This is a genomic window from Streptosporangium sp. H13245 (assembly GCF_055690525.1).
This window is the reverse complement of sequence record NZ_JBSZKT010000024.1, coordinates 1-15564: the sequence shown is the minus strand read 5'-3', so window position 1 is coordinate 15564 and position 15564 is coordinate 1. Positions and strand designations below refer to the sequence as shown.

Annotated in this window: 10 protein-coding genes; 6 read left to right on the top strand and 4 right to left on the bottom strand. The window is 73.2% G+C overall.

Going from position 1 to position 15564, the window contains the following annotated elements:
• Positions 1 to 69: 69 nt before the first annotated feature.
• A complete protein-coding gene (locus ACW9TB_RS26885; RefSeq protein WP_472750845.1) occupies positions 70 to 2697 on the bottom strand; it encodes a CHAT domain-containing protein in 2628 nt (875 codons plus the stop codon).
• A 186-nt stretch (positions 2698 to 2883) separates the two neighbouring features.
• Here ACW9TB_RS26885 and ACW9TB_RS26880 point away from each other — a divergent pair, with 186 nt between their 5' ends.
• The 4 genes from ACW9TB_RS26880 (at position 2884) to ACW9TB_RS26865 (ending at position 6087) form a co-directional block, all read left to right on the top strand.
• Positions 2884 to 4344: a S8/S53 family peptidase gene (locus ACW9TB_RS26880; protein WP_472750844.1), complete on the top strand. Its 1461-nt coding sequence runs from the start codon at positions 2884 to 2886 to the stop codon at positions 4342 to 4344.
• 66 nt (positions 4345 to 4410) lie between these two features.
• Positions 4411 to 4989, top strand: a complete 579-nt coding sequence (locus ACW9TB_RS26875) for an RNA polymerase sigma factor (protein WP_472750843.1) — start codon at positions 4411 to 4413, stop codon at positions 4987 to 4989.
• Complete coding sequence (locus tag ACW9TB_RS26870) at positions 4986 to 5420, top strand: hypothetical protein (RefSeq protein WP_472750842.1); 435 nt, start codon at positions 4986 to 4988, stop codon at positions 5418 to 5420. The genes ACW9TB_RS26875 and ACW9TB_RS26870 overlap by 4 nt, the downstream gene beginning before the upstream one ends.
• A gap of 76 nt (positions 5421 to 5496) precedes the next feature.
• The gene (locus ACW9TB_RS26865; protein ID WP_472750841.1) at positions 5497 to 6087 is read left to right on the top strand and encodes a hemerythrin domain-containing protein; all 591 of its coding nucleotides are present in this window, start codon (positions 5497 to 5499) and stop codon (positions 6085 to 6087) included.
• A gap of 135 nt (positions 6088 to 6222) precedes the next feature.
• On the opposite strand, the gene ACW9TB_RS26860 is transcribed toward ACW9TB_RS26865, so the two are convergent.
• Positions 6223 to 7299, bottom strand: a complete 1077-nt coding sequence (locus ACW9TB_RS26860) for an iron-containing redox enzyme family protein (protein WP_472750840.1) — start codon at positions 7297 to 7299, stop codon at positions 6223 to 6225.
• Positions 7300 to 7952: 653 nt separating this feature from the next.
• On the opposite strand from ACW9TB_RS26860, the gene ACW9TB_RS26855 reads away from it, so the two are divergent.
• Positions 7953 to 11489 carry an AfsR/SARP family transcriptional regulator gene (locus tag ACW9TB_RS26855; protein ID WP_472750839.1) on the top strand — a complete coding sequence of 1179 codons (3537 nt, stop codon included), beginning with the start codon at positions 7953 to 7955 and terminating at the stop codon, positions 11487 to 11489.
• Positions 11490 to 11799: 310 nt separating this feature from the next.
• Here the strand turns inward: ACW9TB_RS26855 and ACW9TB_RS26850 are convergent, their stop codons facing one another.
• Complete coding sequence (locus tag ACW9TB_RS26850) at positions 11800 to 13497, bottom strand: FAD-dependent oxidoreductase (protein WP_472750838.1); 1698 nt, start codon at positions 13495 to 13497, stop codon at positions 11800 to 11802.
• 286 nt (positions 13498 to 13783) lie between these two features.
• Between ACW9TB_RS26850 and ACW9TB_RS26845 the strand changes: the two genes are divergently transcribed.
• Entirely contained in the window at positions 13784 to 14674 is an 891-nt protein-coding gene (locus ACW9TB_RS26845) for a GAF domain-containing protein (protein WP_472750837.1), read from the top strand.
• A 56-nt stretch (positions 14675 to 14730) separates the two neighbouring features.
• Here the strand turns inward: ACW9TB_RS26845 and ACW9TB_RS26840 are convergent.
• Positions 14731 to 15564 (bottom strand): MFS transporter (locus ACW9TB_RS26840; RefSeq protein WP_472750836.1); only part of this gene is annotated, 834 nt, incomplete at its 5' end.

Below are 15564 nucleotides of genomic sequence, written 5' to 3'. Positions count from 1 at the left end.
CGACGCGGCTCACCGCCGACCGAAACCGACGCGGCCCGCCGCCCCGGTCGAAGAAGCGCGGACCGGGGGTCAGGCGCCGCCGATGGCGGAGAAGGACCAGCCGGTCGCCCGGTTGAGCGCGTCGCCGGGCATCGCCAGCCGCGCGTCGCGCAGGGCCTCGGCCATGCTCAGGCCGCGCCGCAACCCCTCGTGCAGGGCCAGCATCAGCGGCACCACGGCCTCGTCGTCGACGGGCACCGAACTCGCCACGATCCCGGCCGTACCCAGCGGCAGCAGCGCCGTGGCGAGGCCGAGCAGCTCGTTCGCGCCGACCGGCTGCAGCCTGCCGGAGTCGCAGCTGGACAGGACGATCCGGTACGGGGCGCTGTGCAGCCGTTCGAAGTCGTGCACCGTGAGCGGGCCGTCGTCCATCCGCAGGGAGGAGAACATCGGGCTGTCGGAGCGGAAGGTGCCGTGCGCGGCGATGTGGGCGAGCCTGCTGCCGTCGAGCGCCGCGAGCACGGCCGGGGCGACCGCGGTCCCGGCCTCCAGCACGGTCGCCTCCCCGTACCGCGCGGCCAGGAGCGGGACCTCGGCACCGCCCGTCGCCAGCCCCGGCCCCCGGACCAGCACGACCCGCTCCGTGGACGGCGACGGCTCGATCCGCCGGGCGCGGAGCCAGGCGCTCGCGGACGGCGACACGCTCAGCACCCGCTCGCCCAGCGCGGGCAGCAGCGCCCAGGGGACGCCGTGCAGCCTGCCCGGTGGTACGACGACCACGGGGCCGTCCCCGAGGTGGCGCACCGCGGGGCCGAGCAGCGACTCCTGGAGGCGGCGCCCGCCCGCTTCGAGGACGGGCAGCCTGCCCTCCGAGCCCCCGTACGCGATCCGCCTGAGGCCCGCGCGGGCGTGGTCGGCGTCGATCGCCGCGTCGGCGAGCCGTCCCGCGGCGAACCTGCGCACCCGGCCCCGGCCGCAGAGCAGGACGTGCAGCTCGCCGTCGACGGCGACGATCTCGATCAGCCACCCGTCGCCGAGCCCGTCGAGCAGGGGGCCCGCGTCGAAGCGGTGCCCGTCGAAGCCGCCCACGCTGCGGGTGCGGAGCGTCCGGGCGCGGATCTCCTTCTCCAGCCGCCGCTGCTCGCGCTCCAGCGCGGGGACCGGCACGCCTCCCGGCCGCGCCGTGTCGACCCGGCTGCTGATCTCGCGGAAGGCCGTCACGTCGCGCAGCAGCTCGGGGTCGTCCGGGGGCCGGGTGGGCGGGACCGCGAGCACGGTGGCGCGCCAGCGTTCGCTCCAGCCGAGGAACCGGCGGGGGCTCCCCCCGGCGAGGGTCGCCCGCTGCGCGAGCACGGCCAGCTCCGCCCCCTGCGCGGTGGCCCGCGCCCGCAGTTCGGAGGCGCCCAGGGTCATCCTGTGCTCGTCCAGCAGGTCGAGTCCCCGGCGGCAGGCGTCCAGCACTCCGCGCGTACGTCCCGCCGCGGCGGCCCTGAGCGCCTGCGCCACCCAGCCGTCCACGCGGGCGAAGGCGGGCCCGCGCGCCCTGGTCCTGGCCGCGGCGGCCAGGTGTCGTTCCGCGTCGGCCTCCCAGCCGAGGGCGAGGGCGGTGCGTCCGGCCAGCAGCGAGGCCTGGACCGCCTCGGGGGAACGCAGCTCCGCCAGCCGTACCGCGACCTCGGCGGCGTCGCGCACCGAACGGCCGGAGACCTTGCCCGCCGCGAACCTGGCCTGGACCAGCACCAGCCGGGCGTGGGCCTGCCACCAGTCGCGGCGCTGGCTGGAGAACAGCCGGATGGCCGCGCTCGCGCGGGCGATCGCCGCGTGCGGCTCCCCCGCCGCGATCGCGGCCCGCGCGGCGATCAGGAGGAGTTCGGCGCTGCGGGTCGTCTGCCCTCCCATGTTGTTCAGCTGTTCCGTGGCGGCGTCGGCCTCCTCCAGCGCCTCGCGCGCCAGGCCCGCCGCCAGGAGCACCCCGCAGCGCCGGATGTGCAGGACGAACATGGGCGTGCCGAGGGCCTCGTACCGGCTCGCGGCCTCGTCGAAGAGACGGAGCGCCGCGGGGAGGTCGCCGGACCGGAACGCCGCCAGCCCTCGGCTCTCCACGGCGTCGGCCTTGTCGTGCTCCTGGTCGGTGGTGTCCCACAGCTGCTCGGCGGCGACGAAGTCGGCCTCGGCCCGCTCGACGGACCCCATGGCCAGGTGGACGGTCGCCCTGAGCGTGAGTGCCCGCGCGGTCCAGATCGTGTCCTGTGCCCGGCGCAGGGTGGGAATGGCCCGCCGCAGGTCGTCGAGCGCCTCGCGGTGCCCCCCGAGAACCCACCAGACGTAGCCCCGGCGGAACAGCACACGGGCCCCGGTGATCCCGCTGCCCCTCTCGACGGCCGCCTCCAGCGCCGCCAGCCCCTGTCTCGTACGGCCCGCGTGGATGAGGGCGGCCCCCAGGGTCGCCAGCACGTCCGCCTCCCGGTTCGGGGAACCCGACCTGGCGGCCAGGGCCCGGGCCTGCCGGAGATGGCCGATCGCCACCACGAGGTCGCCGAAGTCGCGCTGCCAGATGCCGATCACCTGGTGGGCGACGGAGGCGTCGTGCGGGGAGGGGGCGCCCGACAGCACGGCCCGCGCTCCGGCCAGCGCGTCCGCGGGGCGGGCGAACACCAGGGGCAGCAGAGCGAGAGGGTCTCCCGCGGGCGGCGGGATCCGCGAGCTTCCCCCGGTCACGGATCGATGTTAGACGTGGTGTGTTCAGGGCGTCCATGCCGCGTAACCCACCGTGGACATCCCTCGCCCGGTGCCGGGCTCCCGGTGTCCGTGCCGGGAACCCGCCCGGGGGGTGTATCAGCGGGGCGGCCGGTGGCTCTTACCTCATGGCGACGTCGTGAGATCTCGGAGACAAGGATGGCGAACATGGCGAATATGCCACCAGACAGGTTCCAGGAGCAGTTCGACCAGATCCAGGAGGCCATGGGGGAGGAGGTCGTGCTCGCGGCGGGTTACGAGGGCCCGGAGCGCATGTTCCTCTACGAGAAGGGCTACGTCCTCGCCCGCGCGGAGGAGGCCGACGAGGTCGCCGCGACGGTCCGGCGCGCGTTCGTCCGGGATCGGGGCGGCGACCAGAACGAGATCGTGAGGGTGGAACGGAAGGGAACCTCCCCCGGCGGCGTGCTCAGGATCCGGGTCGGCGAGCCGAACAGGGTGGAGCGCCACAGCGACAAGGACGTGTCGGACGCGCTGAAGGCCGTCGAGGGCCTGGAGCGTGAGAACAAGCGCCGCATGGTGTCCCGGAACCACATCGTGTCCATCGCGGTGAACTGCTGCCCCGGGGACGAGCCGGTGCCGGTGTCCCGGTGCGAGCCGCCCAACCCGGCGGTTGCCGAGTTCTCCGCCAAGGGGGGCGTGCCGGTGTCCGTCCTCGTGGTCGACACCGGGCTGGTGGAGAACTACAAGTCGCACCCGTGGATGCACCGCGTCGAGGGCGACGGCAAGGAGATCGAGCTCGACAGGGAGGGCATCCTCAAGCAGTACGTCGGGCACGGCACCTTCATCGCCGGGCTGGTCAGCGCCGTCGCGCCCGGCACCGACGTCACGGTGCACGGGACGCTCGTCAACGCGGGCGCCATCAGCGAGAAGGACCTGGGTGACAAGCTGCTCGGGGGAATGCTGCCGCTGGACAGGTGGCCCGACATCATCAACCTGTCCGCGGGGACGCCGAGCACGTGCAAGGAGGCGCTCCTGGGGCTCGAACGCTTCCTGGACGCGCTGATGACCCACCCCGAGACGCTGCTCGTGGCCGCCGCGGGGAACAACGGCAACGACGTGAGGTTCTGGCCCGCGGCGTACGCCGACCACCCCGTCTACGCCGGTGCCGTCGTGGCGGTGGGGGCGCTGAGGAGGGACGGCGCGGACCGCGCATGCTTCAGCAACCACGGGCCGTGGGTGACGACGTACGCGCCCGGCGAGCGCCTGGTGAGCGCCTTCACCGCGGTGGACCCGACTCCCGCGGCGTACGACTACCAGCACTCCACCTTCTCCGAGTGCCGGTACGACCACCAGTACGACTGCACCTGCCAGTTCCCCCCGCACCGGGGCGAGCTCACCGAGAAGATGAAGGAGTCGCCGACCGCCATCCGCGACCGTGTCGTGTTCGACGGCCTGGCGGAGTGGAGCGGCACCTCCTTCTCCGCGCCCCTGGTGGTCGGCATGATCGCCAACTACATGACGCGGAACCCGGGGGTCGGCTCCCGGGAGGCCGCCAGGAGGCTTCTGGACGAGACGCCCGTCGGCATACTGTCGAGCATCCCCACCCCGGCCCTCATTCCCGCCACCTGGACACCGCAGAGCGTGCAAAGTGTTCCGGTCACACGCTGAAAACCAGTGCGGGCGGGTCGGCCCCCCGGCGTACGATGACAGTCCCGGAAGCAAGGGGACGTCACCGTGGATCGAGAATCGATCGGCATCCTCTTCCGCGCCGCGGTGGACGGGGACGACGCCGCGGCGTGGAAATCCCTGGTGGAGGGCCTCAGCCCCCTCGTGTGGTCCGTCGTGCGCGCCCACGGGCTGAGGGACGCGGACGCGCAGGAGGTCTACCAGACGACCTGGTTCCGGCTCGCACAGAACCTCACGCGGATCCGCGAGCCGGAGAAGGTCGGCGCGTGGCTGGCCAGCACGGCGCGAAACGAGTGCGTCAAGGTGCTCAGGGCCGCCCGGCGGGTCTCGCCGAGCGACGATCCCGAGACGTTCGACCGCGTCGTCGACGACCGTACGCCCGAGCAGGCGGTGATCGACTCGGAGGACGCCGCGTTGGAGCGGGAGCGGGCGCGGGCGGCCTGGCAGGCGTTCCAGGAGCTCGGTGAGAGCTGCCAGCGGTTGCTGCGCCTGCTCATGGCCTCTCCGCCGTTCAGCTACCAGGAGGTGTCGGCGACGCTCGGCATCGCCGTCGGGAGCATCGGGCCGATCAGACAGCGCTGCCTGCGACGGCTGCGCGTCCTCCTGGGCAGGCGGGGGTTCCAATGAGCGACGAAGAGCTGGAGGCGGAGCTGCGCCGCGCCATCGCGCTGTTCGACCCCGTCCCCTCGCATCTCCTGCAGGTCGCGGTCGAGGCCTACACGCTGCGCACGCTCGACGCCGAGCTGGCCGAGCTGGTCTTCGACTCCCTGAGCGGGCCCTCGCAGGTACGGGGTGAGAGGCAGCCGCGCATGCTGACCTTCCAGGGCGCGGGGCTCACCGTCGACCTGGAGATCACCGTGACCGCCACCGGTGGCCGCGTGGTGGGCCAGCTGATGCCGCCGCGCCGCCTGGAGGTCGAGGTCCTCGGGGGCCGTCCGGTCACGCTGACGGCCGACGACCTGGGCAGGTTCATCTACGACGACGTCCCGGCCGGGCCGTTCAGCCTCCGCTGCCGTCTCGGGGACGCGACGGTCGTCACCGAGTGGATCACCGTCTGACGGCGGCCTCGGGTCGCGGGGCCCGGGTTTCGGTGCCCGGGTGGGGGTAATCGACCTGGTAGACGAAGGGGGACCCATGAACGACCGCCAGACCGTGCCCGAGCTGATGAGCGAGAACGACGTCGTGGACCTGCTGGTGCGCCAGCACGCGATGATCAGGGACCTGTTCGACGAGGTCGAGGAGGCCCCCGCCGGAACACGGCGGGCCGAGGCCTTCGAGCGCCTCGTACGGATGCTGGCCGTGCACGAGACCGCCGAGGAGGAGGTCGTCCATCCCTACGCGCGCCTCAAGATCGAGGACGGGGACGAGGTGGTCGACGAGCGCCTCGCGGAGGAGAGGGAGGCGAAGCAGCTGCTCGCCGACCTGGAGAGACTGGGCACCGGGCACCCCGAGTTCTCCGGGCATCTCCAGGTGTTGCGGGCGGCGGTGCTGGCCCACGCCCGCGCCGAGGAGCGCTACGAGTTCGCCCAGTTGCGCGCCCGGACGAGCGTGGCCGAGCGCCGGGCCATGGCGGCCGGGGTGAAGGCGGCCGAGGCGCTGGCACCGACCCACCCGCACCCGGGTACGGAGTCGGTGGTCATGAACCTGCTGTTCGGGCCGCCTCTGGCCATCGTGGACCGGACCCGCGACGTGATCCGCCAGGCGATGCGCGGGCAGGGCGGCTGAGACACCTGGGGCGTCACGCTTTTCCCGGTGGTGCCCGACCGCGAGACCCGGGGGCGGGATCGGGGTCAGGGTTAAAAGGTGGGACCGGGTCGGGACCGGGTCAGGGTTAAAAGGGGAGATCGGGGGCGGGGTCGGTCACGGCCTCGCCGCCGCGCCCGTCTCCCTCAGTGACGAGGCGCCGCGACGCCAGTGGCTCATGACGTGCTCGGCGAAGAGCCTGTCGAGGGTCAGGGCGCAGGCCGCTCCGTACAGGACGTCTCCGGCCCGCGAGGGATGCCGCGTCGCGTACCCGCCGCACATGTCGTGCGCGGCGATCCGCTCGGGTACGGCGTCGGCGCGCACGTGCTCGTCGTAGAAACGGCTCGCCGCCTCGTCCCCGCCCAGCCTGCGCAGGCCCAGGGAGTAGAGGTGGTTGTGGGCCGAGGAGGTCATCTCGAACGCCGCCAGGTGGCCCAGCAGCGCTCCGAGGTGGCGCCGGTGCATCCCGAACAGCGACATGACGTTGGAGACGGCCAGCGTGATCGCCGGGACCCGGTCGAGGTAGGCGCCGTAGGAGTCGTCCATGCCCAGCCCGCGCATGGTGGTCCTGAACAGCTCAGAGCGCGTCCGCTCGGCACTCCCGCCGTACGCGTCCGCCTGGACGCTGGGACGGCCACCCAGGCGGGGAACCGCCCAGGTGTGCGGGTCGGCTTCCCCGAGGTGGTGGATCGACCGGTGCGCGACGAACTCGCGGAACCGCGCGAGGTCGGCCTGCCGATGGAGGAACCCCGCGAGGTCGGGCCCGTCGACGGCGGCGGCCACCAGCTCGGCCAGGGCCTGGCGCGTCTGCTCGGGCCGCGAGGCCGGTGGGTACGGTACGGCCCGCGCCAGCCCCTCCTCGAACCGCGCCTCCAGGATCTCCCGTACCTCCAGCAGGGAGGGGTTCCACTCCCACCGGTCGTCCACGCCCTCGAAGCCCTGGTAGTGCAGCTCGTAACAGACGAAGAGCGCCAGTTGCACGTCCTCGTCCACGAGGACCGGGCCCGCGAAACGGGCCGGGAACGACAGGAGCGGGAGCGAGAGGAGACCGAAGCGGTGCGGCGGGCGTACCAGCCGTTCGAAGAGCAGGGAGGTGATCGGGCCCCGCACGGCGGGCAGCGCCGGAGCCCCGCCGGGAACCCTCGGGTCCTCGCGCTCCGAGCGCGGCGGGGACGGCGAGGGCGGTGAGGACACCGGGGAGCGTGATGGGGCGGAGGGTTTCAGAGGCCCCCGCGCACGGGACCGAACCGGAGACTCCGGGGGTCCCGGCAGGCGTGACGACACCGAGGAACCCGAGGACTCTCGCGCACGGGCCCGTACTGGAGAACCCGAGGACTCCCGCACACGAGACCGCACCGGAGAACCGGAGGACCCCGGCAGCCCCGGCAGACGCGACGGCACCGGAGGCTCGGCAGGTTCCGAGGGGGCCGGGAGAGCAGGTTCCGGAGCGGCGGGGAGAGCAGGCTCCGAAAGGGCGGGGAGAGCAGGTTTCGAGGGGGCCGGGAGACCGGAAGCCGTCAGGTGTCCGTCCGCGGCCTCGGGTGGATCCTGCACCGTGATGCCGTCGTCGTGGACGTCGGCGATGCGCCGCCCGTAGTGAGCGGACGCGTCGAACCCGCGCGCCATGCGTCCCCCCGTTCGATACTCCCAGACGATCCGATGCCCGCCCCGGGGCCCTCGAAACGCCGCCAAGATCATTGTTTTCCCCCGATGAACTGCGGAAACAGCGAAACACGCGGATACTCCGGTAGTCCCGGAGGTATCCCCGGCGTCCGATCGGAGCCGGGCCGCGTTTCTCAGGCCGGGACCGCACCCGATGTTCCTCGCGAGAGGAGAATGGAGGACTGATGAGAGTCGGGATCCTGGGGCCGCTGCGCGTGGACGGCGGGCCACCACACGCGCACGGCACCGAGATCCATGGCGCGCGGCTGCGGATCCTGCTGGTACGGCTCGCCCTCGACCCCGGTCGCGTGGTCACCGCCGAGCGGCTGATCGACGACCTGTGGCCGGAGGGACCGCCCGACCACCCGTCCAACGCGTTGCAGTCGCTGGTCTCCAGGCTCCGCCGCCGACTGCCCGGCGCGGTCGCGTCCCACCCCGCCGGTTACCTCCTCGACCTGCCGCGCGAGGCGGTCGACGCCTGGGTCTTCGAACGGCTGGTCGCCGAGGGCCGTACCACCTCGGGCGATCCCGCCACGGCGGCGTCCCTGCTGCGCGAGGCGCTGTCCCTCTGGCGCGGACCCGCTCTCGCCGACGCGTCCGTCATGCCCTTCGCCACCGCTCCCGCCACCCGCCTGGAGGAGTTGCGCCTGTCGGCGCTGCTGGCCCGCTTCGACACCGACCTGGCCCTGGGACGCGGCCCGGTGGCGGAGCTGGAGGAGGCCGTCGCGGCACATCCGTTGCGCGAGCCCTTCCACACCCGGCTCGTGCTGGCACTGCTCGCCGAGGGCCGTCGTACGGAGGCGCTGGCGGCGTACGAACGGATCAGGCTGCGCCTCGCCGAGGACCTCGGCATGGATCCCGGCCCCGAACTCCGCGACGCGCACCTGACCGCCCTGCGCGGCGGATCTCCCCGTACGGCACCTGGACCTCACGAGGCCGTCGCGGACACCCCCGGCCTCGCGGACGCGCGGTCCCGCAGGGAGCGCAGGGATCGTGGTGAGCGGCGGGACAATCTGCCCGCGCGGCTGACGAGTTTCGTCGGCAGGCGGGCGGAGCTGGCCCGGCTCGGGGAGTTGCTCGGGAACGCACGGCTGGTCACCCTCACCGGACCCGGCGGAGTGGGTAAGACCAGGCTGGCGATCGAGACCGCCGCGTCCCTCGACGTACCGGACGGGGTATGGCTGGTGGAACTGGCCCCGCTCTCGCATCCGTCCGGGGTGGCGGCGGCCGTACAGGCCGCCCTGAGCGGGAGCGGCCTCCTGGCGGACCACCCCGCCGCACCGTGGACCGGCACGGAAGCCGGAAGCGCCCCCGGCGAAACGAGGCTCATAGACGCTCCCGGCGAAGCGAGTTTCACAGGCGCTCACGGCGAAGCGAGACGCATGGACGCTCCCGATGAGGCGAAGCTCACAGGCGCTCCCAGTGAGGCGAGACTCACGGACGCCCCCGGTGAAGCGAGGTCCACGGGCGCTTCCGGTGAAACCGGTTCCGCGAGTGTCTCCGGGAACCGGGACGGGGTCGCGGGCGAGACCGGCCGGGAAGGGCACCCGGACACCCCAGGCTGGTCGCTCCACGGGGAGAACGGCCCGCTGGAACGGCTGGCCGTGGCGCTTCGCGGCAGGGCCCCGGTGCTGGTGCTGGACAACTGCGAGCACGTGATCGACGAGGCCGCGCGGGTCGCCGACCGGCTGCTCGCCGCCTCCGGCGGGCTGCGGATCCTCGCCACGAGCCGGGAGCCCCTGGACATCATCGGGGAGAGCCTCCACCCGGTACTCCCCCTCGGGCTTCCCGCACCGGACGCGGGCCTGGAGGACGCGCTGGCGTGCCCGGCGGTGACGTTGTTCGGGGACCGCGCGGCAGCGGCGCTGCCGGGCCTGCGCGTCGACGGTGACACGGTGGCCGACGTCGTACGGGTCTGCAGGGAGCTCGACGGCATCCCCCTGGCGATCGAGCTGGCGGCGGCCCGGCTGCGTTCCCTCGGTGTCGGACAGCTCGCCGACATGATCGGCGACCGGCTGGCGTTCCGCGGGAGCCGTACGGCACAGCCGAGACACCGCACGCTGCGGGCGGTGATCGACTGGAGCTGGGACCTGCTGAGCCCCGGCGAGCGTACGCTCCTGCGCCGCATGTCGGTGTTCTCCGGCGGCGCGACCTCGGACGCGGTGCGGCAGGTCTGCGGGTACGGCGTAAATGGTATGGACGGCATGGACACGGTCATGTCACTCGCCGACAGGTCCCTCGTCGCGGTCGTACCGGCGCCCCGGGCGGGCGGGGAGGTCCGATACCGCCTGCTGGAGACACTGCGCCGGTACGCCGCGGAGAAACTGGACGAGGCCGGTGAGACCGTCCGGACGCGGGCCGAGCACGTCCGCTACTTCGTCGAGCTGGCCGAGGCGGAGGAGCCGTCGCTGCGGACCGGCGACCAGTTGCGCGCGCTCGCGGTGCTCGACGTCGAGCAGGGCAACCTGGACTCCGCGCTCGACCACGCGATCTCGTCGGAGGACGGCGACTCGGCCCTTCGGCTGATCATGGCCAGGCTGTGGTACTGGATGATGCGGGGCGGTCGCGGGGAGGCCGGGGCGTGGGCGTCGGCGGTGCTGGCCGCCGTCGGCGACGAGCCGCCCCCCGGGCGGGAGGTGGCGCACGCGCTGTGCGTACTGGCCGATCCCGACGGTACGCCGCCCGCCGCGCTGTCGCGGGCCCTGGGGGCGTTGTGGGAGTCGGACCACCCCGTGGCACTGGGGTCGTGGGCGGTCGTGAACGGCTACACGGCCGGGACGGCCGAGGCCCACCGGCAGGCGCTGGCCGCGGTCGAGAGGTTCGGCGGCCATCCCGACCCGTGGATGAGGGCGACCGCGCGGCTGATGGGCGGGATCGTCGAGTTCGAGTACGGGCGAGCGGGAGCGTCACGGGCCGAGGGGCTGCTGTGGCCCGCGGTGGACGACTACCGCCTGACCGGTGACCGGTGGGGGCTGTCGATGGCCTTCTACTGGCTGTCGCTGGTGGCGGAGAACCGTGGCGACACGGCCGGTGCCCTGTCCCTGCTGGAGGAGGCCGTGGCACCGGCGACGGAGATCGGCGGCCTGGAGGCGGTCCCCGGGCCGATCATGGTGCAGGTACGGCTCTGTCGGCTCCGGCTCCGCGCGGGAGACCTCGCCGGGGCGGAGGCGGAACTGGCCAGCGCGGAGGCGACGGTGAGCCGTACCGAGGATCCGATCGCGATCGCCCGCGTCCGGCACGTCCGGGGGGAGCTGGCCCTCCGGCGGGGGGACCTCGAACGGGCCGGGTCCCTGTTCACCGAGGCGCTGGACCTGCTGCGCGGTCAGGCCACGGCCTCACCGCAGCTGGTGGCGCTGATCAACGTGGAGATCGCCCGGACGCACCGGGCGCGCGGCGAGCCCGACCGCGCCCGCTCCCCGCTGCGCCGCGCGCTGGAGGTGGTCGCTCCGAGCGGCGACGAGACGGTACGCGCGTCGGTTCTGGAGGAGGTCGCCGAGTGGCACGCCTCGACCGGGGACCTGGAAAGCGCGGCCGTACTCCTCGGGGCGGCCCTCACGCTTCGCGGGATCGACCGGACGGCCGACCCCGCCGTCCGCGCGCTGGCCGCCCGCGCGGCCGAGGCGCTCGGCGAGGACCGCCACCGGGCGGCGCGCATCCGTGGCGCCACCCTGCGCACACCCGAGCCGTTCGCCTTGGAGGGACTCGGCCGCGTATCGCACTGAAACCGCGTCGGCCGTGGGCTGCCAGAAGCACGGGGCTGCCGAGAGGCTCGGGCCACCGTGTCGGACACGGGCTGCCCGGAGACACCAAAGGGCTCAGGCACAAACCACCGCGTCGGACACGGACCGCCCGGGGACACCGGGAGGGGTACGGGCCACCGCGTCGGCCACGAACGTCCGGGGACACCGGGAGATTCAGGCACGAGCCACCGCGTCGGCCACGGGCCGCCCGGAGACACCGAGGAACTCGGGCACGGGCCACCGCGAACCGTGGTGGTGACACCGGCGGCCGCGTCGCGGCAGCCACCGGCGCTCAGCCCCGGGCCGTCGCGACGACACCCGCGAGGTAGTCCTCAAGACCGTCCTCGCCACCGTGGTAACCGACGTAGCCGTCGGGGCGGACGAGCACCAGGCCGCGTCCGTAGTGGCGGTGGATCCGGCCCTCGACGTCGCGCAGGTCACCGGGCCCGCCCGGCTCGTCTTCCCGGAGGACGGTGTACGCGCGCACCTCGGGCCCGTACACCGCGTTGATCTCCTTGACGAGCGCGGTGTGGGCCGTACCGACGGCCAGGAGGGTGAAATGGGGCCCGCGAAGGACGTCGAAAAGACGGCCCGCGCCCGGCACCTCGTCCGGAACGTGGCCGACGTCCAGCACGACTTCCAGCACGACGTCCGGCACGGCGCCCGGCACCGCGTGCGGAACACGACCGGTGCTCGGTGCCGCGTCCGAACTCGTTCCGGTGCTCAGCACGGCGTCCGGGGCGCGCTCGCCGCCGCGTTCGCCGACGGACAGTGAGCCGTCCCGGTAGCCGAGCAGGAGTTGCCGCGTCTCCTCGCCCCGGATGTGCGCGTCCCGCTCCCCCGTTCCCGCGCGGCGGTGAAGCCTGGTGCTGATGCCGAGCACGTCCGCCGCCACCGGGAGCCGCTCCTCCTCGTAGGTGTCGAGCAGCCGTTCGGGAGCGCCGCCGAGGACACCGGCGAGCTTCCAGCCGAGGTTGTAGGCGTCCTGCACACCGGTGTTGAGGCCCTGACCACCGGCCGGGGAGTGCACGTGCGCGGCGTCCCCCGCGAGGAAGGCGCGGCCCGCGCGGAACCGTTCCGCCATGCGGATGTTCACCCGGTAGACCGACATCCAGGAGACGCCGGTGAAGCGGACGTCCGTCCGCCCCGACCCCTCGTCGAAGACCCTCTGGAAGGATTCGGGGGACAGCTCGGGCGTCTCGCCGGTGACCGGCGCGGTGAACTGGAAGACGTCGGTGCCCGGGAGCGGGCACAGCGCGACGCGCATCGTACTGGTGGCCATGTCGGCCCAGACGTGCCAGTACTCGCGGTCGAGGTCGGGGGTCCTGACATCACCGATGAGCATGCGCTCGGTCTCGAACGTCTCGCCCTCGAAGCCGATGGCCAGGTGTTTGCGCACGAAGCTGCGCCCGCCGTCCGCGCCGACGAGATAAGCACACCGCACCCGCTCGACACCGCGCCCCCCGCCCCCGGAATCGAGGTCAGCGCCAGGGGCACTCCCGGAGCCCGTACCAAAGCCGAAGCCAGGTTCGGAGCCGAGGCCCGGTCCGGTGAGGGTGACCGTGACCCCGTCCTCGTCCTGCTCGAACCCCGTCACCTCCACGCCGAACTCGACCCGCCGCCCCAGCTCGGCGAGCCGGTCGCGCAGGATCCGCTCGACCCGCCACTGCGGCTGCATGAGGACCATCGAGTACGGCACCTCGGCGTCCGGTTCCCCGACCTCGTGCATGCGGCCCTCCCAGACCACCTGGTCCTCCCGGTAGGCGCGCATGACCGGGTAGATCTCGCCCGTGGCGCGCACCTCCCCGATGACACCGAGGTCGTCGAAGACCTCCTGCGTACGCGGCTGGATGCCCTTTCCGCGCGACCCCGTGGGAGGTTCGGGCGACCTCTCCACGATCCTGACGTCCACCCCGCGCCGGGCCAGGTCGACGGCGAGCGTGAGCCCGGTCGGTCCCGCGCCGACGACGAGCACCTGTGTCCGGTTCATCGTTGCCTCCTCGTTGATCGATCGATCAGGAGGCGAGCATGTCCAAAAGCGCTGCCAGATCGCTGTCAGCGTCCTGCCACCGTCCCGAAGGCGCTGTCACGACCCCGTCAAGGCACCGCCCGCCCCGGAACAGCCCCGCCACGGCATCGGATCCACGTTCGGGGGGAAACGCACCGGTTGGAAGGGGCGTCGATTCGGGATGTTTGGCTTGACCGTTTACGGTCATCCCATGGAGAACCCCGGCGTCCCGTGGTTCTCACCCGTCCCTCTACCGGAAGCGGTCCTGGTGTCTGCCTCTCCATCCGCTCCATCCTCGCCGTCGCCCTCCGACCGGCCCGACCCGTCCGACGTCGCGAACGACGGGCCGTCCCCGGCCGTACCCGCCCCCGGAGCCGAGGCGGAGACCGAGCGGCTGGCCGCGCTGCGGCGGTACGAGATCCTCGACGCCCCCTCGGACGGGACCTTCGACGAGATCGCCAGGCTGGCCGCGACCGTGTTCGACACCCCCATCGCCACGGTCAGCGTCGTCGACGCCGACCGGGTGTGGTTCGCCGCCGCCCAGGGGCTGGACGGGGTGGAACAGGTCGGCGCCGAGCCCGGCCTGTGCGCGTCGGCGGTCCTGGCGGACGGCCCGTACGTCGTGGGGGACGCCACGGCCGATCCGCGTACCCTCGATCACCCGCTGGTCCGCGGGGAGCTGGGATTGCGGTTCTACGCCGCCGCCCCGATCGTCATCGCCGGGGGACACCGGCTGGGCACCGTGAACGTCATCGACCTGCGCCCCCGGGAGGTCACCGCCACGCAGACGACGGTGCTGACCGGGCTCGCCACGCTGGCCGCCCGGCACCTGGAGTCGCGTCTGGAGACCATCCAGGTCGTACGGGACGAGCGTCGGCTGCGCGACGAGGCCGACGAGCGCGGTGTGGTGACCGCCGCGCTCACCGAGCGGCTGCGCCAGGTCGCCTCGGAGGAACGCGAGACGGGCCGCCCCGCGCTGTGCCAGCTCGGCGGCTCCGGGCGGCAGTGCGCCGAGGCCGCCGAGCTGAAGATCGCCGACGGCTGGGGCGACTCGGCGTGGGCCTGCACCACGCACGCGGAGGAGGCCCTCTTCGTGGCTGCGGTGTTCATCGCCAACAAGGATCTCGGCGGCCTGAGAACCTATCTCGACCGCCACTGACCCCGTCCCCGGAGCCCGGCCCTAGCCGGGCTCCGGGGAAAGGCAGGGGAGCCCGGTCAGGCGTTCACCCTGGCGCGGCGGGCCTCGATCGCCTCCAGTCCCACCTGGTCGTCGGGGAGGGCGTCGGGCATCTCGGTGTCGAGCAGCGCCAGCCGCCTGACCCGCAGCGACCCGGCGACGACCAGCGCCATCCCGAGGGCGCAGACCAGGTAGAGCAACCCGATACCCCGGCCGGGTCCCACCCCGATCACCGCGCCCACCGTCGAGGCGAGGGGACCGCCGGACACGAGCAGCGGGTCGAGCAGGGCGGCGCCCAGCGGGGCCACCACCCCCATGCCGATCGGCAGGGTCGACCAGGCGACCAGGGTGTTGAGCGCGAAGACCCGGCCGTGGTAGCGGTGCGGCACCTTGATCTGGACGATCGTCGTGTAGATCGAGTTCATCACGGTGAGGAAGTACGTCAGCGCGAACGCGCCGATCCCGATCGTCACCAGCGACGGGCTGACACCGACGACCACGCTCCCCGCGGCCATGGCCAGCGTCGCGATCAGCACCCCCCGGAAGCGCCGCTTGGCGGGGCCGCCCCACAGCGCCATGGTGAGCCCGCCGAGCAGTACGCCGAGGCCGCTCACCACCGAGATACGGCTCACGTCGGCGAGCGTCGCGAAGGAGAGCACCAGCGGGGACACCAGCAGCATGAGCGGCGACAGGAAGATGTTGAGCACCGCGAAGAAGCCGAGCATCGAGCGCAGGCCCCGCTCGTTCCAGGTGTAGGTGAACCCCTTGGCGATCTCGGTGGTCAGCGGCTCCCTCGGCCGCCACGGCAGCGTGGCGGGGAAGCGGACGAAGAGCACGACGGCGATCGCGAAGACGTAGCTGGCGACGTCGAG

Excerpts from the sequence above, each read along its gene's own strand:
- ACW9TB_RS26880 (WP_472750844.1), top strand. The coding sequence starts at position 2,884 with ATGGCGAATATGCCACCAGACAGGTTCCAGGAGCAGTTCGACCAGATC.
- ACW9TB_RS26870 (WP_472750842.1), top strand. The coding sequence starts at position 4,986 with ATGAGCGACGAAGAGCTGGAGGCGGAGCTGCGCCGCGCCATCGCGCTG.
- ACW9TB_RS26865 (WP_472750841.1), top strand. The coding sequence starts at position 5,497 with ATGAACGACCGCCAGACCGTGCCCGAGCTGATGAGCGAGAACGACGTC.
- ACW9TB_RS26855 (WP_472750839.1), top strand. The coding sequence starts at position 7,953 with ATGAGAGTCGGGATCCTGGGGCCGCTGCGCGTGGACGGCGGGCCACCA.
- ACW9TB_RS26850 (WP_472750838.1), bottom strand. The coding sequence starts at position 13,497 with ATGAACCGGACACAGGTGCTCGTCGTCGGCGCGGGACCGACCGGGCTC.